We start from the raw sequence: 25,301 nt of genomic DNA on the forward strand, positions 1-25,301 counted from the left end.
TGGTCCGGAGAGAAGGCGGGGAAGACTTGACCGAGAAACGGGTGCCCGTTGTCCGGGCGACGCTCACCGATGTCGCCAAGGCGGCGGGAGTGTCCCGCCAGACTGCGTCCCGGGTCGCCCGCGGGGGCGCGAACGTGAACGCACGGACCGCGGCCCGGGTACGGCGTGCGATCAAGTCGCTCGGGTACCGGCCGGACCCGATCGCGCGGGCGTTGTCGGTCGGGCGCGGGCTCAGCGTCGGGCTGCTCACGCATCAGTTGACCGACCGGCAGATGGGCCTGGGCGCGATCTCGATCATGATCGGCGTCGAGCAGGCGGCTGCCGAGCTCGGTCTCGGCGTCAGCGTGGCGACGTTCGCGACCTTCGACCGGGCCACTGTGCAGGGCGGGATCGACCGGCTCGCCCGGGCCGGCTGCGACGGCGTGATCTTCATGGCCCCGTGGGTCTCCGCTGCGAAGACGTTGCGCGCGCTCGACACCTCGCTGCCGATGGTGTCCACCAGTGAGGTTCCCGAGTACGACGGTCCTGCGGTTCATGCCGACGCGAGGCGGGCGGCAGGTGATGTCGTGGATCATCTGTTGTCTCTCGGGCACGCGACGGTTCACCATGTCGCCGGTCCGCTCAACTGGATCTCCAGCCAGCTTCGCCTCGCCGGCTGGGAGAGCGCGTTGCGCCGCGCCGGAGCAGAGGTGCCCCAGTCGTTGGCCGGCGACTGGACCGCCGGATCCGGGTACGAGGCTGGTCGGCAGCTCGCCCTGGACCCCTCGGTGACAGCGATCTTCGCCGCCAACGATGAGATGGCTTTGGGAGTCGTACACGCGCTGACCGAATCCGGGCGGCGGGTTCCGGAAGACGTCAGCGTCGTCGGCTTCGACGATGCTCCGGGATCGGACCACTTCCGCCCGCCGCTGACAACCGTGAGGGTGGACGACGCCGAGTACGGACGACAGGCCGTCGCGCAGCTCATGCTGCAAGTCAACGGCGAAACCGCAGCGCCGGCGACCATCCTGCCGCACCAGTTGATCATCCGTGCCAGCGCAGCGCGTAGTCCGCGTCGAGCGCATCGGCTCCCGCGCTGACGTCCACATCACCAGCCGCACGCGGCTCGGCCGGCGCCGGGTCGAGTCATGCCTGTCCAACAGAGTGAGGAATTCATGTGTCGAGCTCCGGACCGACTGCGGATCGACAGCGGCGGCGACCAGTTCATCGTGTCGGGCGCGTCGCCGAGACTCTCCTGGCGACTTCCGCGGACGGCCACCGGTCAGCCGGGGTACGAACTGGAAGCGACCGTTGACGGCACGGTGCTCGATCGGGTAACTCGAACGTCGGGCAGCCATCTGTTCGTCCCTTGGCCGTGGGCGCCGCTCCGGAGCTGTGAGCGAGTCACGTGGCGCGTCCGGGTGCGAGGCGACCGGGGCTTCTCGGACTGGTCTGAGCCGAACTGTTTCGAGGTCGGGCTGCTCGACGAGGACTGGACCGCCCGATGGATCTCGCCGGTCGAGGGTGCCGACGAGGGCTACGGGATGCGGCCCGCCTACTCTCTTTCGGCCAGGTTCGAGCTGCCCACGGGTGTGAGGTCTGCTCGTCTCTATGCCACCGCACTCGGCGTCTACGAGGTGTTCGTCAACGGCCGGCGCGCTGGTTCGGCGGAGCTGACGCCCGGCTCGACGTCGTACGACCGTACGCTCTACGCGCAGGCGATGGACGTCACGGACTCGCTTCGGCAGGGTAGCAACCGGCTCGAGGTTCTGCTGTCGGACGGGTGGTACCGCGGCAAGACCGGCGGCTTCCGGCTGCCGTCCGGCTGGGGTACGACGACCGCCGCCAGGCTGGAGCTCCACCTCTGGTACGACGACAGCACGCGCTCGGTGATCCGCAGCGGCGCGGACTGGACCAGCTCCCGGTCGATGATCACCCGCGCCGACCTGATGGACGGCCAAGTGCTCGACCTCGGGCAACATGCCGAGGACGCTGTCCCGGTGCTGGTCGACCAGGTGGTTGCTCCCGGCATCGACTGGTCGCCCGCGCCGCCGGTCCGCCGGATCGAGTCCCGTCCGCCCGTGTCGCTGCGGGAGGTGGCGACCGGGAGCTGGATCGCGGATTTCGGTCAGAACGCCTCCGGCTGGATCTCGCTCGCCGACCTCGGCCCGGCCGGAACTCGCACGATCATCGACTACGGCGAGTTCGCCGGCACCGACGGTGACCTGACCACGGCGCATCTCGATATGTTCCTGACCGGCAGCCCGCCGATCGTGTTCGTGCAACGCGACGAGGTGGTGTCCGATGGCGACGGCGCCGTGTTCGAGCCGCGCCATACCGTGCACGGGTTCCAGTACGCGCGGCTGCGACGCGAGGGTGCCGGCATCGATCCCGCGAGCGTGACCATGCAGGTGGTGCACTCCGACCTCGAACCGACTGCGACGTTCGAGTGCGGCAACGCGGACCTCAACCGGCTGCACGACGCGGCCGTGTGGAGCTTCCGGGGCAACGCGGTCGACGTACCGACGGACTGTCCAACGCGGGAACGGCTCGGGTGGACCGGCGACTACCAGGTGTTCGCGACCACCGCGGCGCGGTTGTACGACGTGCACGGGTTCAGCCGGAAGTGGCTGCGATCCGTGCGTGACGACCAGTTGCCGGACGGCCGGATCGCCAACTTCTCCCCAGATGGACGGCGTACCAAGTTGATGGACCCTGGGGAGCGGCTGGCGAGGACGACCGGGTCGGCCGGTTGGGGGGACGCGATCGTCGCCGTCCCGCTGGTGCTGTACGAGACGTACGGCGACCGGGAGGTCCTGGCGGAGAACTGGGACGCGATGGTGCGCTGGGTGGACTGGGCCCTCGAAGCGGCCCGCACCCACCACGACCCGTCCCGGACGGGTCTTCGCCCGCATGAGCGGTTCATCTGGGACGGCACCTACCACTGGGGCGAATGGTGTGAGCCGGGCGGTGCGCGGGAGTCGGACAAGGGCGAGGTCGGTACGGCGTACCTCTATCGCTCGTGTGCCACGCTCGCACGGATCGCGGAGGTTCTGGGGCGGTCCGCTGAGGCTGCCCGCTACGGCGAGGTCGCGAAGCAGGTACAAGCGGCCTGGCGCACCGAGTTCCTCGACGAGTCCGGGTGGATGAGGAGCGACACGCAGGCGGGGTACGTGCGGGCGCTGGCGTTCGGGCTGGTGCCGGACGAGCTGCGGGCGGGCGCGGTACGACGACTCGTCGAGCTGCTCCGGGCCGCGGGCAACCATCTCGGCACCGGCTTCCTGTCCACCGGTGAGCTGCTCCCGGTGCTGGCGGACCACGGGTACGCCGACGTGGCGTACCGGCTGTTGTTCCAGCGCACGCCGCCGTCCTGGCTCGCGATGCTCGACCGCGGCGCGACCACGATCTGGGAGGAGTGGGAGGGTATCGACGACGACGGGAATCCACACGCTTCGCTCAACCACTACAGCAAGGGCGCCGTCGTGCACTTCCTGCACACCCATGTCGTCGGTCTGCGGCAGGCCGAGGGGTCGGTCGGCTGGGAGTCGTTCGTGGTCGCGCCGGTGCCGCATCCGGACATCCCGTGGGCGCGGGGCAGCTTCGAGAGTCCGCAAGGCACCATCGAGGTTGAGTGGCAGGACGACGGAGACACCTTCCAGCTCACGGTCGACGTACCACCCTGCTCTGTCGCGGTAGTGGTCTTTCCGGACGGGCAAAGGGCAACTCTTACGCCGGGCCACTTCAGCACGAACCGCCCGGCTCCAACTGGAAAGGTTTTCCGTTGACAACATTGCGGGACGGACAGCTTCTCGTCGACGGGTTTCCGTACCTCGTCGTCGGTGCAGAGGTTCACAATTCGAGCTCCGGCAGTGCGGCCGCCATCGAGGAGTCGTTCCGCACCGTGGCAGGACTCGGCGCGAACACGGTCCTCGTTCCCGTCACCTGGGAGCTCCTCGAACCCGACGAGGGCGAATTCGACTTCGCCCAGGTCGACGCCATCCTGTCGGCTGCCCGGGCGCACGACCTTCGGGTGGTTCCGCTGTGGTTCGGCTCCTACAAGAACGGGATGTCCAGCTATGCACCCGGCTGGGTCAAGGAAGACACCGCGCGCTTCCCTCGCGCCGAAGTGCCCGGCGGACCCATCGAGCACCTGTCACCCTTCGGCGAGGCAACCGTCACCGCTGACAGCCGCGCGTTCGCCGAACTCATGGCGTACTTGGCGCGCGAGGACACGCTGCACACCGTGATTATGGTGCAGGTCGAGAACGAGGTCGGTCTGCTCGGCGGATCCCGGGACCACAGTCCGCTCGCGAACGATGTGTTTTCGGCGCAGGTTCCCCCGCCGGTCATCGCGGCTGTGGCCGGCCATCCAGGCACGCCGGTCCATGCCGACTGGGTCACACGAGGCTCGAAGTCCGCGGGCACGTGGGCCGACGTGTTCGGAGACAGTGACAATACGGACGAGCTCTTCATGGCCTGCGCGTACGCCGCGTACGTCGAACGCGTGGCGGGGACCGGTAGAGCTCGACTCGACGTCCCACTGCTAGTGAACGCATGGCTCGACGGGAGCACCGTCAATCCCGGCCCGACGGGCGTCGCCGGCGGAGGACGGCCGGGGGACTATCCCAGCGGTGGACCAGTCATTCGAGTAGCACCGATCTGGCGAGAATTTGCGCCTACCATCGACCTGCTGTGCCCGGACTTCTACTTCGGCGACGTACGAGCTGTCTGCGAGCGATACGCCGACGCCTCTGCCGGATTGTTCATACCGGAGATGCACCGTACGGCTGATGGTGTCGCGCAGATGTTTCTCGCGGTCGGCGAGTACGGCGCCGTCGGTGTTTCGCCGTTCGGTGCGGATTCGCTGTCACCACACACACCGGACCACGGGCGCCTCGCCGATGCGAATGCCATGCTTCGTATGGCCCACCAGCTTATCCGCGAACGGCCCGGCGCGAAGCGGCGAGGATTCCTCCTCGACGACGCTGCCCCCTCGCCCCGCGTTCAGCTGGGCGACTACGTGCTTAGCGTTGAGTTGGACAAGAGGTCCGCCCTCGAGCCGGCGTACGGCATCGTCATCGAGCAGGACCCCGGGCGGTTCGTCATCCTCGGCCGGGGCTTCACCGTCAGCTTCTCTGCTCTGGACGGCAAGGTCGGCGTCCGTTCAGCGCAGGAACTGCACTGGAACGGAGACCACATCCAGCCTGGTCGGCGCCTCAACGGCGACGAGACGGCTGCCGGCACCCTTGGCCGGTTTCCTGCCTACGGCGCCGTACCTGAGCCGCTTCGCATCCCAAGACTCGAGAACCTGTCCGGCATGATCCAGTTCGACCTCTACCGCTTCTGACCGCCGCGACCTCGACAAGACGCGAGTCAGGCTCTTCCGCCGAGGTCGTCGCCCTCCTGATCGAGGGTGCGCATCATCCGCTGCCCGACCTGAGCCTTGTCAGGTACCGCCGCCTACGCGTTACGCGGCAGGCTACCTGGAGTGCTGGCTGCCGATCAGGGCGAGTACGGACTGGCGTCGTTCGGCCAGCAGTGTCAGGCCTTCGTTCGCCGTCGCGCGTAGCTGGGCCGGGTCGGCCTGGTCGGGGCCGAGTAGGGCGGTCACTGCGGCGGCCATGACCTTGTCCGGCTCGTCGACGTTGACGTTGTGCAGGACGGGTATGCGGGTCGTGGTGGTTTCCAGGAAGCCGATCATCAGCGCTTGCAGGGCGTAGGCCTGGTCGTCGAGGGACCAGTCGGTCCGGGCGAGACCATGTCGGCGCCAGACGGGCAGCACGGTGTACATCAGTGCCGCGGGACCGAGGAGGTCGAGCAGTTCTTTGCTGCGGCGGTGTTTGGCGAGGATGCCGAGGAGGTCCGTGTCGCCGGTCTGCAGTGCGCGCACGAACGGGTTGTCGAGGGCAGTGTGGATGAGGTGTGGGCAGAGTCGGTGTGGGCGGGCGAGGTCCGGGTCCGCGGTGAGGGCCGCGATCTCGTGGTCCAGGACGGCCAGGAAGTCCCGGGCGACCAATCCGAACAGCAGGTCCTCTTTGGTGGCCCAGTACAGGTACGCCGTGCCTTTGCCGACGTGGGATCGTTGGGCGATCTCCGCGACGGTGAGGCCCTTGACTCCGCGCTTGAGCAACAGTTCCCTGGCCGCCGCGAGAATCCGGGTGGCCGTGGCCGTGTCATGTTCGGTGATTGCGGTCATGGTCGCGTTCCTTCCTCAGGCCAGGGCGATGTCGTGGTCCTTGAGCCTTCCCGCCTTGTCCCTGGTCCGCAGCTGTTGCAGCAACGACGAGACCACTGGAACCCGCATTCCAGCGGTCATGAGTTTGCGGACGGCGAGCTCGGACGTGGTGGCCGGTACGAAGAAGGTACGTTGCTGGATCCCGTTGCGCTGGAAGACCTCCAGGGCGGGACGTAGTGCACGTTCCCACTCGGCCAGCGCATGTGGCACGTCCTGGGGATGGCGTTGCAGCATCGTGCCCAGCAGGTCGGCCCCGGACATAGCTGTCGAGACGCCCATTCCGGCGTACAGGGTGACGCACCAGGCCGAATCGCCGACGAGTACGACCCGCCCGCGATGCCAAGTGTCCAGATGCACTTGCTCGACGGAGTCGAACAACAGGTCGTCGGCGGTCTCCAGCGCGTCCAGTACTTCACCGAGCGACCGGCCGGCCGGTTCTGGTCCGAAGGCAGCACGCACTCGCTCTACGGGCGGTTGAGTGAACTCGGCATCGACATCGCGGGTGTGATAGTTCAGCAGCACTGTCGGATCACTGCCCGCGAACGGAAAGATCCACATCGAACGCTTCGGCTCGAGGAGTACGGCGGCGTCGTCTGGATGGAGGTCGCTGAGCGGCCGGGGGAGCTGGTAGGCGACGGCCATGTAGTTCAGCCGGTGCAGATATCGCTCGTGCGGCCCGAACACCAGCGAGCGCACGGTGGAGCGTAGCCCGTCCGCACCGATGACCAGGTCGAATCGCTCGGTGGCAGTGGTGCCGTCGACGGTGTTGGCCAGCGTGACGTCCACGCCGGTCGCGTCCTGCTCGATGCGGGTCGGTACGGTCGAGTGGCGGATGTCGACCCCGCTGGGAAGCGCGCTGAAGGCGGCTTCCTCGATGTCGCCACGCAGCATCATCCAGGGGCTTCCGGGCAGGTCGCCGTACCCAAGGCCGACCTTCCGGTTCCCGGCCCGGTCGATCTCGTAGCTGGCACCACGGGGCAGGCGGTTGTCGAGCCGCTCGAGAATGCCCAGGCGTTCTGCCGGTGGGCGGCCACCGCCGAACAGCGCGACGAAGTACCCACCGGTCCTCCTCGCCGGCGCCCGCTCGACGATGACCGGCGTCCAGCCGACCTGGAGCAGCCGCAGCGCGGTCGCGATCCCGCTGATGCCAAGCCCGACCACCAGTGCCCGGCCTTCGCCGCCGTCCGAGTTCGCCATGCTCCCAGATTAGAGTGACTGACCAGATTCGTCATTTGGTCAGTTCATGATCTGAGTCACAGCACCGATCCAACTCGTCTCGGCAGGTAGTCGGGGGCGTCATTTCTGGCTGGGGTGGGGCCGGGGCACCGGGCTGGTGTGGTGGTAGCCGCGGCCTTTGTAGTCGAAGTCCTGTAGTTCGGTCAGCGCGGAGCCTTGCGGTTGTGGTGCCGCGTAGTACGCGCGGATCTCGCGGATGAGGCCGGTGGGTTCGTCGAAGAGGTACCACTCGTCGCCGCGCAGGATCGTGTTCTCGGCGGTCTTGTAGTGGGTCCATTCGATGACGGCCTGGTGGCTTTCGGGTTCGACGACGAGGCGGTCGATCGTCCAGGCGGATCCCTTGGTGGCTACGAAATCCGCCCAGCGGCGGGCGATCAGGTCGGCGGTGCGCCATGCGCCGCCGTACATGCTGGGCGGGAAGTAGTGGACCGCGTCGTCGGTGAAGCAGGACTTCATCTTCGGTACGTCGGCCTCGTTGCAGCCGTCGAAGTAGGTGCGGATGGTCTGCTCGTACTGCGCGGCCAGTCCGGTGCGTGTCATCGGGATGCCTTCCAATCGTCATAGTCGCGGCGGCTCTGGTCGGTCGCGGGGTAGATGCCGAGCAGGGACTCACCCGTGTGGACGCGCGTGTGCAGGTAGTCCTCGATCTCTTCCTGCTCGACCGCCGGGCCGGCGATCTCGTCTGCCAGGCCGCGCGGTACGACGATCACGCCATCGGCATCTCCGACCATGATGTCGCCGGGGTAGACGGCTACGTCGGAGCATCCGATGGGTACCTGCAGATCCGCCACGTGGAAGGAGGTGAGCCGGGTGGTCGCGGTGATGGCACGGGCGTACGTCGGAATGTCGAGCTCTCGCAGCACCGAGCCGTCGCGTACGGCGCCGTCGGTGACGAAGGCGACCGCACCGCGTTTCCAGGCGCGGGTGACGAGCATGTCTCCGGCAGATGCGGCGCTGATGTCGTTCCGGCTGTCGACGACCAGGACCTGGCCGGGCCCGATCTGCTCGACTGCCTGCCACTGCAGGTTGTCCTCGGTGTGCAGGCTCTCGAGGGTGTCGAGGTCCTCCCGGCTCGGGATGAAGCGCATGGTGAAAGCTTCTCCGGCCCATCGCGCCTCGACGTCGCCCAGCGGCGGGACGCCGACGAGAAACTGTTGCCGGAGGCCACGTCTGAAGAGCTGGGTCGCGAGCGTCGCGGTGCTTACCCGGGTGAGCTTAGCGAGTGTCTCGGCGGCGAGTGGGGGCTGATTCACGGATCCTCCAGAGTCCCGTTGAATGGGACTGGATCATGCTGACTGGGACAGATGTTAGCCTCGACCGTAGTTGGCCCGGAGGAGCGTGGAAATGCTCGACGGCGATCGGAGCGTGACAGTGGCGGAAGTTGTCGGTGATCGGGATGACGGACATTCATCAGTCCCGCCAGGCGGGAAAGATGGTCCGGTGTCGGCGCTCGATCGGTGCCTGTCGATCCTCGACTTCATGGCCACGACGTCCGAGGCGACGGTCGCGGATATCTCGGCGTCGCTCGGCATCTCGCGGAGCGCGACGTACCGGTTGATGGAGCGGCTGCGACTGCGTGGATATCTGGAGGAAGGGCGGATCACGCACACCTGGGCCCTCGGTCCGGCGGCGGCGCGGCTGGCGATGGCGGCGGTGCACTCGACGGACGTCGCGCGGGCGGCTCCGGAGTATCTGCGGATGCTGGTGCAGCAGACTCGTGAGACGGTGTCGCTCGGCGTACCGCGTGGGCGGGAGATGGTGTTCATCTACCGGGAGCGGGGTCCGCGATCGGTCGGTGTGTCGGCCGATGTCGGTGTTCGCCGACCGATGTACTGCACGTCGGTCGGCAAGGCGTACCTCGCGGCGCTGCCGGCCGACCATCGCTCGTCGCTACTGGATCGCGTCGTGCTGCACAGGTACACCGAGGCGACGGTGGCCGATCGGTCCGCGCTCGAGGCGGACTTGGCCCGGACCGCCGAGCGTGGCTGGGCCCAGGACCTCGGTGAACTCGACGTCTCCAGCGCGTGCTGTGGAGCGGTGGTCCGGGACAACCTCGGCCGCCCGATCGCAGCGATCTCGGTCGCCGGACCGGCCGATCGCATGGTGCCCGAACTGGCTCGCGTCGGCCCGATCGTGGCGAGTACCGCCGAGGCGATCTCGCGCCGGCTGGGGTACGACCCGGAGATCGAGTATGCCCCCAGCGCGCCACCTGACCTCGACGGAAGGCAGTCATGAAGATCGGCAGGACCAATCTCGACGGCCATCAACGCTGGATCGTTCACGACGGCGATCGATGGCACGCAGGGCCTCCTGGCTGCCGGCTCGCGGACGTCCTGGCCGGACCGGACATCTCCGGCTGGCCACCACTCGGCGATCAAGACCCGCTGCTGCTCGCGCCGTACGACGGCGGAACGATCTTCGGCATCGGTCTCAACTACCGCAGCACGGTCGCTGAGATGAACTGGCCGGTGCCGTCCGTGCCATATCTGTTCCCCAAGCTCGCGGGCAGCGTGACCGGACCCCAGGGCGTCGTCGTCGCCGATCCAGCCCTGTCCGGCCAGGTCGACTGGGAAGGCGAACTGGCGGTTGTGATCGGTCGCAGGACACGCAATGTCGACACCGCTGAGGCTCTCGCGGCGGTCTACGGGTACACCGCCGCGAACGACATCTCGGCCCGTGATCTCCAGGCCGCGGACGGCCAATGGGTCCGTGGCAAGGGGCTCGACACCTTCTGCCCGCTGGGTCCTGTCATCGTCCCGGCGTCCGGCATCGATCCGGCGAACACCAGGATCCGGACCTGGGTGAACGGGAACGTGGTCCAGGACGGCAACACGTCGGACATGATCTTCGGCGTCGCCGAACTCGTCGCCTACCTCAGCAGCAATCTGACCCTGATGCCGGGCGACATCATCCTGAGCGGAACGCCCGCGGGCTGTGGAGGCTTCCAGAACCCGCAACGCTTCCTCGCCGCCGGCGACACCGTCGAGGTCGAGGTTGACCACATAGGCCGGCTCACCAACGTGGTCGAAGCCGGCTAGTACTCCAGCTGTCGATCGTGATCTTCATGCTTGGGCGTCTTGTCGCTGGTGGTGGCTGGTCTGGGATCGGGCCTGGCGGCGGCGTCGCCAGGTGGACCAGGCGAGTCGGTAGGCAGCGGTGTGGACGGGCTGGACGACGAGGGTGATGAACAGGCGCTGGATCTCGTTACAGGTGAGCGGCGCGAGGCCGTCCGGTGCAGGGCTGCGGACGTGTTCGTCCGCCGGACGACAGTGCGGAAGGCGTGCGCGAGCATGGCGAGGGTGACCCAGCGCAACCAGGACGCATAGCGGCGGACCTGGTGCTCGTCCAGTCCAGCCAGGCCCTTTCCGGACTGGAAGAACTCCTCCACTCGCAACCTTGATCCAGCGACCCGCACCAGCTCGGTCAGTTCGGGTTTGGTGGCGAAGGCGGTCTCCCCGGCAAGGCCCGCAGTGCGGCAGCGTTCGGGGTCGGAGGTCCAGGAGCGCGGAACGTACAGTTCCCGGTCCACTGCGGCGTGTCCGCGCTGACCGGCGTAGATCAGGTAGACGGCGACTTGGGTGTTCTCGATTCTGCCTGCGGTGCCGGTGTACTGGCGTTGCACGCCGACCGTGCCGGTGCCCTTCTTCACGTCGCCGGACTCGTCGACCACCGGCACCGCCTGGTCATCGTGCAGATGCTCCACCACGTAACCTCGCACGTCGTCACCGACGGCGTCGGCGTCCCACTTGGCCCGCCCCAACAGGTGCTGCATGCCGTTCGGTGTGGACTCGCCGGCCCATTCGGCGATGGTCCAGCAGTTCTTGCGCGGCAGGTCCGACAGGAGCCCGAGCACCAATCGCCGGACCCGGCGTCGGGGCTCGACCCGCTTGAACCGGCCCGCGATCCGGCCCATCAGGCATTCGAACGCCTCTTGCCATCGAGCAGGGTCTAGGCTGTGACCTGCGGCCACGGCATGATCTTCAGTCTTCACACACCGATGATCAACGGTGGCCGCGGCCGTCTTAATCGTCGGCCCTGACCAGCCACGTTGACCCCGCCCTTGGTCATCCCGGCCCGCTCCGCCAACATTGCGATCTCTGCCTGGAGTAGGCGGCGGTCGAAGGGGCGCCGCAGGCGCGCCGTCCCGTGTCAGGAGGACTTATGCGACGCGGCGAAGTCTGGTGGGCAGATTTCAACGAGCAGCGGGCAGTCGTACTGCTGTCGGGAGAAGAGGCGTCCGGCTTCTTGGCGACGCAGGTTGTCGCTCCCGCGGGCACCGATCTCAGCGGCGTGGCAGTCGAGGTGGCAGTAGGTGCCCCCGAAGGACTGCCTCTCGAAGGCGTCCTGAGAGTCGCACTTCCACGTCCCGACCTCATCCCTTGCACTTGGCTGGTCACCCTGGCCAGAGAAGACCTGATAGGGCAGGCGGGCGTCCTGCCGTCCGCGAAGCTCAGCGAGATCGAGGATGCCCTTCGTCTCGGTGGACTCAAGTAGGCAGAGAGGGACGGACGCCGCCGATGGCGCGGCCGGTCTCGTCGAGATGGTCAATGGTGGCCGCGCCAGATCAGTGGCGCCCCCCCCGTTCACAAGATCACGATCTACGGCTGGAGTACTAGGAGCTACGTGGGGCGCCGGTGGATTGCTGGATGGAGAGTTCGACCGGGATCTTGCGGGAATTGACGGTGTCGGCCGGGTTCTCGATTGTCTGCACCATGACGTCGGCGGCGGTCCAGCCGACCGTGCCGGGCGGGGGAGCGACCGTGGTCAGTAACGGCGATGCCAACCGGGAGGTGTTGGCGGTGTCGAACTCGACGATGCTCATGTCGCCGGGGACCGACAAGCCGCGCTGATTCAGCCGATTGATCAAGCCCAGCGCAACCAGGGTGTTGATGCAGACGATCGCGGTCGCCGGTGTCGCGAGGAGTTGGTCGGCGGCCGCGTAGCCGCCTGCGATGCCGGCGGTGAAGGCGCCGAGATCGACGTACTCCGGCAGGCCGCGTTCGGCGAGTGCGCGGCGAAGTCCTTCTCGTCGCTCCAGCTCGGACCACGTCGAGGTACGGCCGCCGGCGTACGCCAGTTGGCGATGCCCCAACGCCGTCAGGTGGGTGACGACCTGATCCATACCGCCGGTGTAGTCCACGGTGACACTCGTCAGTCCCTCCCCGTGACCGTCGACGACGAGCAGGGGCACCTGTTCCGCGAAGGCGGCGATCGTGCCGGGCTCGCTCCGTGGAGAGCAGATGACCAGCCCGTCGACGCGGCCGGACAGATCGCGAACCAGGTCCGCTTCGATCTCGGCGTCCTTCTCGCAATCGCCGACGAGTACGGCGTACCCGCGGACGCGGCAGCGTTGCTCGGCGCTCTTGAGCAGTGACGCGAACGTCGGGTTGTCGAGATCCGGTACGACGAGACCGATCGAGGCAGTGGCCGAACGGCCGTCGGATCGGCGTGACGGTGCGGCCACGTAGCCGAGCCGGCCAGCGACCTCGATGACGCGTTGGCGGGTGTCCGGCGCGACGCTGTCCGGTCGCGCGAGGGCGCGCGAAACGGTGGCGGCCGAGACGCCTGCCTCCCTGGCGATGTCGCGAACCGTGACCGTCATGGGCGTGACCTCTTCTCGATTCAACTCTTGACGAAGGCGGGATGCTGCTGTTTGACTGCCGTTGCGCAACGTTACAGCAACAATGAAACACGTTGCAAGTGGAGAGAGGCAGAGTCCCATGGAGAACGGCGGAAGCCGGCTACGTATCGGCCGGCGTGAGTACCTGAAGTTGCTCGGTCTCGGGGCGGGAGCGGTTGCGGCGGGTCCGGCGCTGGTGGGTTGCAGCCAAGGTGGTGGAGGCGGTACGGCCGCCAACGGCAGGAAGGTCGTGAACTTCATGGCCACGTCGATGCCAAGCCAGACGACGACGCTGGCCAAGTTCGTCCAGTTGTACAACGACTCGCAGTCCAGCTATCAGGTCAACCTGCGCGAGCTGCCGACGCAGTCGTCCAGCACCGAGGTACATCAGCAACTTGTGCAGACGCTCGACCGGGCCGACGGCAGCATCGACGCGTTCATGCTCGACATCGTGTGGGTGGCGGAGTTCGCTGCCGCGGGATGGTCGATGGATCTGTCCAGCTCGTTCAGTGCGACCGACCGCAAGCAGTTCTTCCCCGCTGTGGTGGAGGCCTGTACTTACGAGCAGAAGCTGGTCGCCATGCCGTTCGTCATCGCGGCCGGCATGCTGTACTACCGGACCGATCTGCTCAAGGCCGCCGGGCTGAAACCACCGGCGACCTGGTCGGCGCTCGTCGAGCAGTCTCGTCAGCTGACCGGTTCCGGCGCGGCCAAACTGGGATTCCTCTGGCAGGGAAAGCAGTCCGAGGCACTGGTCGCCAACGCCGTCGAGTTCATCGCGGCGGGTGGCGGTTCGGTGTTCGGGCCGGACCACAAGACCGTGACGATCGCCGACGCCCCGGCGGTCGAGGCGGTGCAGTTCATGTACGACACCATCAACAGCACCAAGATCTCGCCGCGCGACGTACTGTCCTGGGACGAGGAGCCCACCCGGCGGTCGTTCTGGGGCGGGTCGGCACCGTTCATGCGGATGTGGTCGTCGGCGTGGCTGCGCACGCAGGACCCCTCGATCTCCCAGGTCGCCGGGAAGACCGGGCTGGCGAATCTTCCCGGACTGAGGGCAGGCCTCAGCGGCTCCACGTTCGGTGGATATCAGCTCGGCATCGCAGAGTCGTCGAAGAACAAGGACGGTGCGCTCGACTTCCTCAAGTGGATCGCGAAGCCACAGACCGCGAAGACCTTCTACGACGGCTTCGGGTACACCTCGGCACAGACCGGGTTCTACGAGCAGGCCGGCATCAAGGGCACATCGGTAGCCGACGCGGTGACCCGGCAGGTTGGTGGCGCTGGGGTGCCGCGGCCGGTGACGCCGCACTACGCCCAGGTGTCGCTCGCCTTGCAGGCTGCGGTCTCGACCGCTATCAGCAAGGGCGATGTGAAGACGAACCTCGAACGCGCTCGCTCCGAGATCGAACGCATCGTCGCCTCATGACGGTGCTGAGAGAGTCGGTACCCCTGACGGCCGCCCCGACGCGATCTCGCCGGCGGACCCGGAGCGGTGGCGTCTTCGCGTGGGCGTTGCTGCTGCCGACGGTGGTCGCGACGGCGATCATTTCGCTGTACCCGTTGGCGGACACGCTCTGGCTTTCGTTCCACGACACCGTGCTGTCCGGCAAGCAGAACGGATTCGTCGGCCTGGCGAACTTCTCCCGGCTGCTGTCGGATGCGTACTTCCGCGGAGCCTGGGGGCAGACGATCACGTTCACGGTGGCGTCCACGGCACTCGAGACCTTGTTCGGCCTCGCCTTCGCTCTGGTACTGCACCAGAAGTTCCCGCTCCGCGGCCTGGTGCGAGCCCTGGTACTGATCCCGTGGGCCATCCCGACGGTCGCGGCGTCGAAGATGTTCCAGCGCCTGTTCGACGGGCAGGTCGGGGTTGTGAACTACGTGCTGGAGCGCGTCGGCCTGATCGACAGCTATGTGAACTTCCTGGGGGAGGGCTCGACCGCGCTGGCAACCATCGTGGCGGCGGACGTCTGGAAGACCACCCCGTTCATGGCGATCCTGATCCTCGCGGCGCTGCAGACGATCCCCGACGAGCTCCGCGAGTCCGCGATCGTCGACGGTGCCGGGGCGTTCCGCCGGCTGACCTCGATCGTCCTGCCGATGATCGCGCCGGCCATGCTCGTGGCCGCGCTGATCCGAGCACTCGACGCGTTCCGCATCTTCGACCTGCCCTACACCTTGACTGGTGGCGGCCCGGCCGGATCCACCGAGACGTTGTCGACGTACGCCTACAAGCAGGTCTTCTCCGGTCTTCAGATCGGGTACGGCTCGGCGGCGATCACCGTCACCTTCATCACCGAGGTGCTCATCGCCGGCATCTTCGTCGCGTTCCTGGTTCGTCAGTCAAGGAGGCTCGGATGACGACGGTGGCGAACCCTGTACGACTGCCGAACCTGTCCCGCCGCGCGCGCCGTCGTACCCGAGCCGCAGTGCTCACGGTGCTCGTCGTCGGCATCGTCGCGTGGTCGATCGGTCCGTTCCTGTGGCAGCTCAACGCCTCGTTCCAGCCGGACGTGAACCTCACCAAGAAGGTGCCGTCGTGGCTTCCGATTCCCTTCACCGTTGAGCACTACCGCAACGTGTTCGGTCCCCGGAACTTCGCGGCCTACCTGCAGAACTCGTTGCTGGTGACAACGATATCCACCGTTCTGACGCTGGCGATCGGCACGCTCGGTGCGTATGCGATGGCGCGGCTGCGGGTCGCCGGCAAGGGGCTCGTACTCGGCCTCCTGCTGGCGATGTCGATGTTCCCGCACATCGCGGTCGTCACACCGCTGTACCGGTTCTTCGGCGAGACCGCTCTGCTGAACACGTATCTGGCCCTGATCGCTCCGTACATCGGTCTGAGTGTCCCGCTCGTGGTGTTCATCCTGCACACGCATCTGCGCAGCATCCCGCGCGAGATCGACGAAGCCGCGGCTGTCGACGGCGCCGGCAAACTCCGTACGCTCTGGAGCGTCATCCTGCCGCTGGCAGCGCCGGGGATGGCGACGGCCGCGATCATCGCGTTCATCGGGAACTGGAACGAGCTGATGCTCGCACTCGCCTTCACGAGCACGCAGGACCGGCAGACCGTCTCGGTGGGCATCGTGAACTTCACCGACCTCGACTACGTACCGCTCGGCGACATGGCGGCGGCGTCCATCGTCGTCACGGTTCCGCTCGTCGTACTGGTGCTGATCTTCCAGCGCAGGATCGTCACCGGCCTCACCTCCGGCGGTGTGAAGGCGTGACCGCACAGGCATCGTGGCGCGATCAGTACCAGGACGTGGCCGACCAGCTCCCGGTGATGGTCGCATCCGCACGCCCGATCGTCGCGGGATTCACCTCCACCATCGACGCTGTTCATCACATCGGGCCGGAAGGGCTGAGCACCCTACTCCTCGCAGCACCCGACAAGTTTCCGCCAGAGTTCGCGGCGGGACTGCGCGAGCTGCAACGCCGGCTGCACGCGGGGCTGGACGCGAGTTGTTCATCGACGATCCGCTGGGCGAGCGGCACCTGACCGACCTGGTCGGTGAGCCTGCGCGACACCAGCCAGGCGGTACGTCGCTACAAGCCTGCTGGAGCTGGGCCTCGATAGGACTTCGGCCGCTGCTCAGCCTGGCCGATCGATCACCGAGGCAACTGGCGGTGGTCGATCCCAACATCCGGCTTGCGACACCGGGCGGGGTCAGTCCGGCCGGGGACCTCCAGCCGGAGCCAGGCGATGTTTCCCGGCCGGCCAATCATGCGCTGGAGTTCACCGCGGGAACCGAGGCGGCGGGCGTTCGGATCGATCGCTCGAGCCGCATCACGGTGGTGTTCCAGCGCAAGGCGCTGCAGCATGATCCGCACTTCGACGTACTGAGCCCGACCATCTCCGCTGGTGTGGGGCTCGTGAGCGGACTCAACGGGCTCGGTTCCGGCCGATCGGCCGCGCTCAGCCGTGTTGTAGGTGTACTGGATGCATGGCGCGAGGCAGGAGTGCCGACCGTTCATCTCGAGCTCGCCGAGTACCGGAGCGTCGCCGAACTGGGAGAGGTACTGGCCGCGGTGGCGCCGTACATTCACTCGATCGGAATGAGTCAGGACGAGTTCCAGGCGCTGGTCGGCCCAGGGCGAGACATCGGCCGGGAAGCCGCGGGCTTCGCGGATCACCACGGCGTGTCGCGGGTCGTGGTGCACTCGGACCGATGGGCGCTCAGTGTCCACACCTCCGACCCGGAGCGCGAGCGGCTCGCGCTGATCGCCGGCTGCCTGGCGGCGGCGTGTCGCGCTGAGAGTGGGCGCCCGCTGGGCCGCTGGCGCGTTCCGTCCCGGAGCGACTTCGCGTCGGGCATACCTGCCGAGACGAGCAGCGACGGCTGGAGGACAACTGTTGCCTCGAGCCCGTATCTGACGCGACCCCATTCGACCATCGGCCTGGGCGACACCTTCGTCAGCGGCCATCTCCTGGTGCACGCAGCCAACAGCTGACCAGAATTCTACGAGAAAAGAGAAGTTGATGACCTTCGTGATCCAAGACGCCGGGAAGCTTCGCTCGCTCCAGCGTGTGTTGTCCGGTAACGGGTTTCTCGAGATCTGTGCCCTCGACCATCAACGGGTACTCAAGACGATGCTGTCGGAAGACCCCGACGCGGTGGCCTTTCGCGACATCGTCGCCCTGAAGGACCGGGTACTCCGGGCGGTCGAACCGAGCGTCTCCGGGGTGCTGACCGATGTCCGGTACGGCGGTCCGATCCTGGTCGCGAGCGGTGCGATGACGAGCTCGACCGGCTACATCGTCGAGATCGGGGACGAGGGGTACGACATCCCGCCGGGTCCCCGGCGGAGCCGGCTGCGTGCGGGCTGGTCGATGGAGAAGCTAAAACTCATCGGCGCCGACGTGGCCAAGTTCCTGTGGTTCTTCCGCCCGGACGCAGACGCGGAGGTGGCGGATCACCAGCGCGGAGTACTGGCGCAACTCGTCGAGCAGAGCGCCCGGTACAGCCTGCCGATGGTGGTCGAGCCGATCTGGTACCCGCTGATCGGGGAGGACACGTCGTCCGCACCGTGGCGGGAGCGCCGCGTGCAGGGGATCGTCGAGTCCGCGATCGAGGCCGACCGCCTCGGAGCCGATCTGCTGAAGCTCGAGTTCCCCGGATACCTCGGCGACGAGCGTGGCGCCGAACGCTCTCACGAGGCGTGTGCCGAGGTCACGGCGAATACGCGAGTCCCGTGGGTTCTCCTGTCCGGAGGTGTCGGATTCGAGGACTTCGACGAACAACTGCGGATCGGCTGTTCGGCGGGCGCCTCCGGCTACATGGCCGGTCGCTCGGTCTGGCAGGAGGTCGCCGTGACGCGTGACGACGACGAGCGGGATCGGCTGATCGGCCAGTTGCGGAGCCGGCTCGAGCGACTGAACGCGACGACCTCCGCGAACGGTCGTGCCGTCGAGCTTGCGATCGACCTCGACGCCGCCGTTGAGCGGTTCCCGGAGTTCTGGTACGAGGGCTGGCAGAACCATGAGCAGGGCTCGGCGGAGAAGCTGTCCGCCGGCGCGGCCTGAGCCGGGCATGACAAGTCCGACAGTCGCGCGGGTCGAGAGTTTCGGGCTGGAGGCTCGCCTGCCCGGAGCGGGATACGGTACGGCCAGGGTGCTCGTCCAGCACCGCATCGGGACAGCGGTCAAGGTCACGACCTCGGACGGTGTCGTCGGCTGGGGCGAGAGCTTCGGGCCACCTCGCCAGGTCCAGCCGACGCTCGCCGCGATGGCCCACGAACTGATCGGCCGCCCGCTGCACGCACGCGAGGAGTTCCTGCTCGAGCCTGTCAACCGTGCGTACCATGTCGCCTCGACAGGCCTGGCGGTCGCGGCGTTGAGCGGCCTCGACATCGCCGTCTGGGATGCGTGGGCCCGGACACTCGACGTGCCGATCGCGTTCCTCCTCGGGGGACAGGTGACCGACAGCGTCCCGGCGTACGCGTCGACGGGCTATCTCACGCCGGAGCGCGACCTGGGCGCTCTGCGCGAGACGCTCGATCGGCATGTCGAGCAGGGATTCGGCCGGGTCAAGCTCAAGATCGGGACCTCACCTCGCGAAGACGCCGCCCGGGTCGAGGTCGCCCGCGAGGCGGTGGGACCGGACGGTAGCGTCATCGTCGACTACAACGGCAACAACACCCTCGGCACACTGCGCCGTTCGTACGACGCGATCGCCGGATACCGGCCGGAATGGGTCGAGGAGCCGCTGCCGGCGAACGACTACGCGGGCTGGCAGCAACTGCGAGACCTGAGCATTACCACGTCGGCCGGCGAGGCGCTGTTCACCAGGTTCCAGTTCGTGCAGCCGATCGAGCAACGATGGTTCGACATCGTGCAGCCCGACGTGGCCAAGTGCGGCGGGTTCACCGAGGCGTCCGCCGTACGGGCGATGACCGTCGCGGCCAACCTGGCCTTCTCGCCGCACTGCTGGGGATCCGGCATCGCGCTGGCCGCGACCGTGCAGCTCCTGGCGTCGACGACCCGATCTCCGTTCGGGCTGACGGGGCCGGATGTGGCGTTGCTCGAGTTCGACCAAGGCGTCAATCCGCTGCGGGACTCGGTGCTGCGCGAGCCGATCAGGGCAGCGGGAGGCCGTGTTCCAGTGCCGACCGGGCCTGGCCTCGGAGTCGAGATCGACGAGGACTGGATCCGCGCCCACGCCGTGACCCGAACATCCACCGACCAAGGTATGGGGGCACGATGACGACGGACCTGACCGGGCGGGTGGCGCTGGTGACCGGTGCCGGCCACAACATCGGGAGGGCCATCACCGGGCGGCTGGCCGAAGCCGGAGCCGCGGTGGCGGTCGCGGATGTCGACCCGGCCGCCGCCGAAGCCGTCACTGGCGAACTCCGGTCGGCAGGGCACGTGGCCTTCCCGGCGATCGGAGACTTCTCGGACGTGGATGTCGTGGACGACACCATCGATCGTGTCGAGGCCGAGCTCGGTACGATCGACGTTCTGGTCAACAACGCGTACGCCCGGCTCGGCGCCACGAGCTTCCTGCCCTTTCTCCAGGTCGACGCCGACGACTGGCTACGGTTCGTTGCGGTCAACACCACCCTGTTCTATGCGCCGACCCAGCGCGTTGCACGCTCTCTCGCGAGGGCGGGACGGTCGGGCAGCATCGTCAACATCAGCTCGCACGGTGCGGCCCGGGCGCACCGCAGGCACATACCGTACGACTCGGTGAAAGGGGCGATGGAGTCGTTCACGCGCGCGGTGGCAGTCGACCTCGCGCCCTGGAACATCCGGGTGAACGCGATCCGCCCCGGCACCATCGACGTGCAGGATGATCCCCTCGACTGGACCCGCGCAGACGGGCAGCCCGATGTCCGCTCCGCCCAGATCCCACTCGGCCGCACCGGCCATGGATCCGAGGTCGCGGACGTCGTACTCTTCCTCGCCTCGAACCAGTCCAGCTACGTGACCGGCCAGATCTTCAACGTGGATGGTGGACTGGCAGTGCAGGCACGCCCGCCACAGGTGGAGCCCGACGCACTCGCGACTCCCAACACGCTCATCGACTTTCCGTCACGACTCCGACTGAGAACCCGGTGAGCCAGCAGCCCTCAAGGTGAGTACGCCGTCCCAACTGCGCTGGGGTGCTGTATCGAGTGGAACCACGACCCCAGCGATCTCTCTGGCGTTCACCCCGTTGTTTCGAGGAATTGTGGTCAGGTGCAGTCGGTGTCCAGGTCGGGGGAGGGGGTGGGGGTTGTGCCTTGTTCTACGGGGAGGGCGGGGGTGGCGGACCAGGCTGACCAGGAGTCGACGTAGAGACCGATGGGCTGGCTGAGCAGGGCTGCTGCGAAGACGAGGAGCGAACTGGAGACGCCGCCTCCGCAATAGGCACCGACTTCGTGTGCGCCGATTGCGCGGTGCTGGAGGAACCACCTGCGGAGTTCGGTTGCCGGGCGCAACCGGCCGTCCGGGGTGACGAGGTGGTTCGAAGGTGCGTGGACGGCATGTGGGATGTGGCCACTGCGGGGATCGTCGGCGAGGCCGTTGTAGGCATGGGCAGGTCGCGCGTCGAGCAGGGTGCCGTACTGCGAGATCTCGAGCACCTCGGCTGCGTCGAGAACCCGCACGCTGGGCGGTACCGGGAGGTCGACGCCGGGCACGGAACGCCCTGAAGACGGCGCCGTCGGTCCAGCGGCGGGAGGCGGGAGCTCTGTCGGTCCAGTGGCCTCGAGGGACTCCGTTGGTCCGCCGACGTTCGTCCAGGCCGGGAGGGCGCCGTCGAGGACACGGACGGAGGAAAAGCCTGCCCAGGTCAGCGTGAACCAGGCTCGGGTTGCCGACGAGAGCTCCTCGATGCGCCGGGTGTAGACGATGACGTTGTCGGTTGGCCGGACTCCGCGCGAGCGCAATGCGGCATGCAGGTGACCCGGCGCGGGTAGTGGTAGATGTCCGCTGGTTGCGGTGGGGGTCCCGGCGAAGTCGAACTTGATCGAGGTGGCGAGCGCGCCTGGAATGCGGCCGGCGATGCGGTCCGGACCCGCGGCCATCACCCGCCACGGACTGACCTCGATGAAGACCAGTTCTGTCGCCTCGCGAAGCGCGGTCGCGGCATCGAGCAGGTACGACGTCGTGGCGAGGCCGCTCGTCATGGCTGTAGCTCGGAGGTGTGGGGCACGAAGACGACCGGCAGGCTGTCCTTCAGGGCGTTGTAGATGCGGCAGCGTTTCTTGTACTCGGCGACGAGTTGGTCCGCGGTCAGGTTGTCGACGCCGTCGATGAAGCATTCCATGATGAGTGTGCCGAGGTAGTCACCCTCGACCTTGCGCTCGATCCGGGCGAAGATCTCGACCTGCCGCTCGGGCTGCCCGCTCTCGACGAAGTCGTGCCGGAAGGCGTTCAGCGCGCACGACACCAGAGAGGCGACCAGCAGGTCGAGCGAGCTCGCCTCTTCACCGGGACCACCACTGCGCACCGAACCGTCGGAGACCAGCTCGAAACCTGGTCCGCTGAGGGTGTAGCGGCCACGAACGTCGGTGGTCTGGCCGTGCAGGTTGCTGACGACAGTGATCCGGTCGTTCATCGCACAAGTCTATGAACGAGTTGTCTCGCCGAGGAGCGCTTCCGGATGCTGGACGCGGTTGGTCGCGGTGCGCAGTTCGTCGGCGAGCAGGGCGACGACCCGGGTCAGTGACCGGTTGTCCTCCTGGAGTACGGCGATCCGGTGCTCCAGCTCCGCGATGGTCGCCTCGAGTTCCCGGCGGCCGCCCTTGCGTGGCCGCGGCGCCGGTGCCTGTGTCGGCGCGGGGGCGGCGTCCCAGCCGTCCGGGTCGCCGGCGTCGTAGTCGTAGCTGCCGTCGTCGTACCGCGCGACCCACTTGCGCAGTGACTGCGGCCCGACCTCGAACTCCTCGGAGACCTCGCGGACGATCGAGCGGTTGTCCGGCTCGTCCCGCCGGCGCTGCAGCACCCGCTCGACGGCACGCTCTCGCACGTCGTCGCTGTACTTCTTGTCGAACACCACGACCTGATACTACGTGAGCACAAGTGGTTATGTATCCGATATCACGACTCAAAGTCGACTAAGTTGCTCGACATATGAGACATGCTCCGACGCTCCTCGTGGCCGTGTCACGATGGCGGCATCACACGATCCAGGCGTTCCGCTATATAGCGCCGCGTGATCTTTTATCGAGAGGAATCCGCTGTGTCCCGTTTCCGTCGGCTTGCCGGAGTGGTCGCCGCGTTCGCCCTGCTCGCCACCGCAGCCTGCTCCGGGAACGGGGGCCAGACCGCCGCCGGTGCCCAGGTGGCCGAGGCGGACCGCAACGGCGGCACTCTGAACATCGGCCTGAGCGCGGACCCGACCGGTATCGATGCGGCCGTGGTCAACCAGGTCTGGCGGACGGTCGCTCGGGCGTTGTCCGACTCGCTGGTGTTCTACAACCCGGACACCAAGAAGCTCGAGCCGTGGCTGGCGACCAGCTGGACGGTCAGCCCGGATGCGCGGACGTACTCGTTCAAGCTGCGCGACGACGTGACGTTCCACGACGGTACGAAGCTCACCTCGGCCGTGGTGAAGGCCAACCTGGAGAGCCTGAACCGGCCCGGCATCCACTCCAGCGCGAAGACGATCGTCCAGGGCATCAGCAAGATCACGATGCCGACCGAGCACGACATCACCGTCCAGTTCGGGCAGCCGAACGCCGCGTTCCTGGTGTCGTTGTCACGGGCGTACGTCGGGATCGTGTCCGAGAAGACCGCGAAGCTGCCGGTGGCCGAGCGGCAGAAGTGGATCGACGGGTCCGGCCCGTTCTACCTGCAGGAGTACGTGCCCAACCAGCGGATCGTGCTGAAGAAGCGGGACGACTACCACTGGGCGCCGGCGTACTTCAAGCACGACGGTCCGGCGTACCTGGATCAGGTGGTCTACAAGATCATCCCGGAGGACTCGGTCCGCAACGGCGCGGTGATCGGCGACGACGAGCTGCAGTTCATCTACTGGGTGAACGCGAAGTACGTCCCGCAGCTGCAGGGCGCGGGCCTGACCATCTCGAAGACGCTGAACCCGGCGACCGGTCTCGAGCTGCCGATCAACTCGTCGTCGAAGTTCCTGAAGGACGTCCGGGTCCGCCAGGCGCTGCAGGTCGGGGTGAACCGCGAGGAGCTGGTGAAGATCGCTTCCGGCGGGATCGACGAACCGGCCACCGGCCCGCTGAGCAAGGACAACCCGTTCTACTCCGACCAGAGCGCGCTCCTGAAGTACGACCCGGACAAGGCCAAGTCGCTGCTCGACCAGGCCGGCTGGAGCAAGATCGGTGCCGACGGCATCCGGGTGAACGCGGCCGGTCAGCAACTGTCCCTGCGGGCGCCGCGCGACGATGCCGCGTTCCAGGTGCTGCAGGACCAGTGGAAGAAGATCGGCATCGAGCTGGTGCTCGACCCGCCGCTGGCAGCCGAGGCGAACGAGAAGCTGCTGAGCGGCACGTACGACGTCGCGTACTGGTACGCGTCGTCGCCGGAACCCGACGTACTGCGGGCGAACTACGGCACCACGACCGGCTCGAACCGGAGCTTCATCGCCAAGGACGACTCGAAGGGCCAGGAGCTGGACCGGCTGCTGCAGCAGCAGAACCACACGATCGACAAGGCGAAACGCCAGCAGCTCGTCGATCAGGCGTCGCGGATCCTGGTCGAGCAGGCGTACGACATCCCGGTCTCGAACGACGTCGACGTCTGGGCCCATTCACCACGGCTGCACGACATCAAGCCGGTGGGTCTCGACCAGTACCTGATCGACGCCTGGCTTGCGAAGAAGTAGGGCGATGCTGAGGTACGGCGTACGCCGGCTGCTGTACGGCGTGATCGTGATCTGGGGAGCGTTCACCGGGGCGTTCTTCCTGCTCTACATCGTCCCGGGTGACGCGGCCGGCGGTCTGACCGCGGGTGCGGACGGTGCGGACGTGAAGCAGTTGCTGGCCGAGCAGCGGGAGTTGCTCGGCCTGAACCGGCCCGTGCTGGTGCAGTACTGGGATGCCCTGACCGGAGCGCTGACCGGCGACTTCGGGCAGAGCGTCTATCAACGGCGCCCGGCCGTGCAGGTCTACTTCGAGTCGTTCCCGCAGACCCTGAAGCTGGCGTTCCTCGGACTGCTGCTGGCCGTCGTGCTCGGCGTGACCCTCTCGGTCGTGATCGAGTTGACGAACTGGCGGTGGGCACGGGAGCTGCTGATCTCGCTGCCGCCGGTCGCGGTGTCGCTCCCGCCGTTCCTGGTCGGCCTGGTGTTGCTGCAGGTCTGCGCGTTCCAGTTGCACCTGATCAAAGCGGTCGGCGACAAGAGTTTCGGCGGCTTGCTGGTGGCATCGGTCGCGCTGGCCGTCGCGGGTGGTGGCAGCATCTCGCAACTGCTGACGGCCAACCTGCGCGGCGCGCTGACCTCGCCGTACGTCGAGACCGCGCGGAACTGGGGCCTGAGCCGCTTCGACATCGTCGTACGGCATGCGCTGAAGAACGCCGCGCTCCCGGTGATCACGTCGCTCGGCACCACGGTCGGCGTGATGGTCGGCGGCACCGTGCTGACCGAGACGGTGTTCTCCCGCCTCGGCGTCGGCCGGTTGGTGGTGGACGCGGTCAACGGGCGGGACATGCCGTTGGTCCTGGTCGCGGTGACGATCAGCGCGGTGATCTTCGTGGTCGTCAACCTCGTGGTCGACGCGGTCTACCCGTTGATCGACCAGCGGATCCGATTGGACGCGTGA

General features: G+C 67.3%; 24 protein-coding genes and 1 pseudogene. 16 read left to right on the forward strand and 9 right to left on the reverse strand.

What is annotated here, in order from left to right; genetic code table 11:
* The first annotated feature begins 26 nt into the window (after nt 1–26).
* The 3 genes from JOF29_RS13480 (at nt 27) to JOF29_RS13490 (ending at nt 5,326) form a co-directional block, all read left to right on the forward strand.
* Nucleotides 27–1,079, forward strand: a complete 1,053-nt coding sequence (locus tag JOF29_RS13480; protein WP_209694538.1) for a LacI family DNA-binding transcriptional regulator — start codon at nt 27–29, stop codon at nt 1,077–1,079.
* 75 nt (nt 1,080–1,154) lie between these two features.
* Entirely contained in the window at nt 1,155–3,764 is a 2,610-nt protein-coding gene (locus tag JOF29_RS13485) for a family 78 glycoside hydrolase catalytic domain (RefSeq protein WP_209694539.1), read from the forward strand.
* Nucleotides 3,761–5,326: a DUF5597 domain-containing protein gene (locus JOF29_RS13490; RefSeq protein ID WP_209694540.1), complete on the forward strand. Its 1,566-nt coding sequence runs from the start codon at nt 3,761–3,763 to the stop codon at nt 5,324–5,326. The genes JOF29_RS13485 and JOF29_RS13490 overlap by 4 nt, the downstream gene beginning before the upstream one ends.
* Before the next feature lie 132 nt (nt 5,327–5,458).
* Here the strand turns inward: JOF29_RS13490 and JOF29_RS13495 are convergent, their stop codons facing one another.
* From JOF29_RS13495 to JOF29_RS13510, 4 genes are all read right to left on the reverse strand, one after another.
* A complete protein-coding gene (locus JOF29_RS13495) occupies nt 5,459–6,175 on the reverse strand; it encodes a TetR/AcrR family transcriptional regulator (protein WP_209694541.1) in 717 nt (238 codons plus the stop codon).
* A 15-nt stretch (nt 6,176–6,190) separates the two neighbouring features.
* Nucleotides 6,191–7,411, reverse strand: coding sequence for an FAD-dependent monooxygenase (locus JOF29_RS13500; protein ID WP_209694542.1), 1,221 nt, complete (start codon nt 7,409–7,411; stop codon nt 6,191–6,193).
* A gap of 99 nt (nt 7,412–7,510) precedes the next feature.
* Nucleotides 7,511–7,990 carry a nuclear transport factor 2 family protein gene (locus JOF29_RS13505; RefSeq protein ID WP_209694543.1) on the reverse strand — a complete coding sequence of 160 codons (480 nt, stop codon included), beginning with the start codon at nt 7,988–7,990 and terminating at the stop codon, nt 7,511–7,513.
* The gene (locus JOF29_RS13510) at nt 7,987–8,703 is read right to left on the reverse strand and encodes a ribonuclease activity regulator RraA (protein WP_209694544.1); all 717 of its coding nucleotides are present in this window, start codon (nt 8,701–8,703) and stop codon (nt 7,987–7,989) included. The genes JOF29_RS13505 and JOF29_RS13510 overlap by 4 nt, the downstream gene beginning before the upstream one ends.
* Before the next feature lie 187 nt (nt 8,704–8,890).
* Between JOF29_RS13510 and JOF29_RS13515 the strand changes: the two genes are divergently transcribed.
* Together JOF29_RS13515 and JOF29_RS13520 are read left to right on the forward strand one after the other, a co-directional pair.
* The gene (locus JOF29_RS13515; protein ID WP_209694545.1) at nt 8,891–9,685 is read left to right on the forward strand and encodes an IclR family transcriptional regulator; all 795 of its coding nucleotides are present in this window, start codon (nt 8,891–8,893) and stop codon (nt 9,683–9,685) included.
* Nucleotides 9,682–10,488 carry a fumarylacetoacetate hydrolase family protein gene (locus tag JOF29_RS13520; RefSeq protein ID WP_209694546.1) on the forward strand — a complete coding sequence of 269 codons (807 nt, stop codon included), beginning with the start codon at nt 9,682–9,684 and terminating at the stop codon, nt 10,486–10,488. Before JOF29_RS13515 ends, JOF29_RS13520 begins: the two co-directional genes overlap by 4 nt.
* A 218-nt stretch (nt 10,489–10,706) precedes the next feature.
* Here JOF29_RS13520 and JOF29_RS13525 read toward each other — a convergent pair.
* Nucleotides 10,707–11,363 (reverse strand): annotated as a pseudogene (locus JOF29_RS13525) (IS701 family transposase); the annotation flags it as partial.
* A 248-nt stretch (nt 11,364–11,611) separates the two neighbouring features.
* Between JOF29_RS13525 and JOF29_RS13530 the strand changes: the two are divergent.
* Nucleotides 11,612–11,944, forward strand: a complete 333-nt coding sequence (locus JOF29_RS13530) for a type II toxin-antitoxin system PemK/MazF family toxin (protein WP_209694547.1) — start codon at nt 11,612–11,614, stop codon at nt 11,942–11,944.
* Nucleotides 11,945–12,062: 118 nt separating this feature from the next.
* Here the strand turns inward: JOF29_RS13530 and JOF29_RS13535 are convergent, their stop codons facing one another.
* A complete protein-coding gene (locus JOF29_RS13535; protein ID WP_209694548.1) occupies nt 12,063–13,052 on the reverse strand; it encodes a LacI family DNA-binding transcriptional regulator in 990 nt (329 codons plus the stop codon).
* A 118-nt stretch (nt 13,053–13,170) separates the two neighbouring features.
* Here JOF29_RS13535 and JOF29_RS13540 point away from each other — a divergent pair, with 118 nt between their 5' ends.
* From JOF29_RS13540 to JOF29_RS13575, 8 genes are read left to right on the forward strand one after another with little or no spacing between them, the layout of a single operon-like run.
* The gene (locus JOF29_RS13540; protein WP_209694549.1) at nt 13,171–14,502 is read left to right on the forward strand and encodes an extracellular solute-binding protein; all 1,332 of its coding nucleotides are present in this window, start codon (nt 13,171–13,173) and stop codon (nt 14,500–14,502) included.
* Nucleotides 14,499–15,437: a carbohydrate ABC transporter permease gene (locus tag JOF29_RS13545; protein WP_209694550.1), complete on the forward strand. Its 939-nt coding sequence runs from the start codon at nt 14,499–14,501 to the stop codon at nt 15,435–15,437. Before JOF29_RS13540 ends, JOF29_RS13545 begins: the two co-directional genes overlap by 4 nt.
* Nucleotides 15,434–16,309: a carbohydrate ABC transporter permease gene (locus tag JOF29_RS13550; RefSeq protein ID WP_209694551.1), complete on the forward strand. Its 876-nt coding sequence runs from the start codon at nt 15,434–15,436 to the stop codon at nt 16,307–16,309. The genes JOF29_RS13545 and JOF29_RS13550 overlap by 4 nt, the downstream gene beginning before the upstream one ends.
* On the forward strand, nt 16,306–16,581 hold the full coding sequence (locus JOF29_RS13555) for a hypothetical protein (protein ID WP_209694552.1): 276 nt from the start codon (nt 16,306–16,308) through the stop codon (nt 16,579–16,581). The genes JOF29_RS13550 and JOF29_RS13555 overlap by 4 nt, the downstream gene beginning before the upstream one ends.
* Complete coding sequence (locus JOF29_RS13560) at nt 16,545–17,534, forward strand: ADP-dependent glucokinase/phosphofructokinase (protein WP_209694553.1); 990 nt, start codon at nt 16,545–16,547, stop codon at nt 17,532–17,534. Before JOF29_RS13555 ends, JOF29_RS13560 begins: the two co-directional genes overlap by 37 nt.
* A 28-nt stretch (nt 17,535–17,562) precedes the next feature.
* Nucleotides 17,563–18,606: a beta/alpha barrel domain-containing protein gene (locus tag JOF29_RS13565; protein WP_209694554.1), complete on the forward strand. Its 1,044-nt coding sequence runs from the start codon at nt 17,563–17,565 to the stop codon at nt 18,604–18,606.
* A gap of 7 nt (nt 18,607–18,613) precedes the next feature.
* Entirely contained in the window at nt 18,614–19,786 is a 1,173-nt protein-coding gene (locus JOF29_RS13570) for a mandelate racemase/muconate lactonizing enzyme family protein (RefSeq protein ID WP_209694555.1), read from the forward strand.
* Nucleotides 19,783–20,643, forward strand: a complete 861-nt coding sequence (locus tag JOF29_RS13575; protein WP_209694556.1) for an SDR family NAD(P)-dependent oxidoreductase — start codon at nt 19,783–19,785, stop codon at nt 20,641–20,643. Before JOF29_RS13570 ends, JOF29_RS13575 begins: the two co-directional genes overlap by 4 nt.
* A 116-nt stretch (nt 20,644–20,759) precedes the next feature.
* Here JOF29_RS13575 and JOF29_RS13580 read toward each other — a convergent pair whose 3' ends face one another.
* The 3 genes from JOF29_RS13580 to JOF29_RS13590 are packed head-to-tail and all read right to left on the reverse strand — an operon-like array spanning nt 20,760 to nt 22,567.
* Nucleotides 20,760–21,695: a sulfurtransferase gene (locus JOF29_RS13580; protein WP_209694557.1), complete on the reverse strand. Its 936-nt coding sequence runs from the start codon at nt 21,693–21,695 to the stop codon at nt 20,760–20,762.
* On the reverse strand, nt 21,692–22,126 hold the full coding sequence (locus tag JOF29_RS13585; RefSeq protein ID WP_209694558.1) for an OsmC family protein: 435 nt from the start codon (nt 22,124–22,126) through the stop codon (nt 21,692–21,694). Before JOF29_RS13585 ends, JOF29_RS13580 begins: the two co-directional genes overlap by 4 nt.
* Before the next feature lie 9 nt (nt 22,127–22,135).
* On the reverse strand, nt 22,136–22,567 hold the full coding sequence (locus JOF29_RS13590) for a transposase (RefSeq protein ID WP_209694559.1): 432 nt from the start codon (nt 22,565–22,567) through the stop codon (nt 22,136–22,138).
* A 183-nt stretch (nt 22,568–22,750) separates the two neighbouring features.
* Here JOF29_RS13590 and JOF29_RS13595 point away from each other — a divergent pair, with 183 nt between their 5' ends.
* Nucleotides 22,751–24,364, forward strand: a complete 1,614-nt coding sequence (locus tag JOF29_RS13595; protein WP_209694560.1) for an ABC transporter substrate-binding protein — start codon at nt 22,751–22,753, stop codon at nt 24,362–24,364.
* A 4-nt stretch (nt 24,365–24,368) separates the two neighbouring features.
* Complete coding sequence (locus JOF29_RS13600) at nt 24,369–25,301, forward strand: ABC transporter permease (RefSeq protein ID WP_209694561.1); 933 nt, start codon at nt 24,369–24,371, stop codon at nt 25,299–25,301.

It is taken from the genome of Kribbella aluminosa, assembly GCF_017876295.1.
Lineage (GTDB): Bacteria > Actinomycetota > Actinomycetes > Propionibacteriales > Kribbellaceae > Kribbella > Kribbella aluminosa.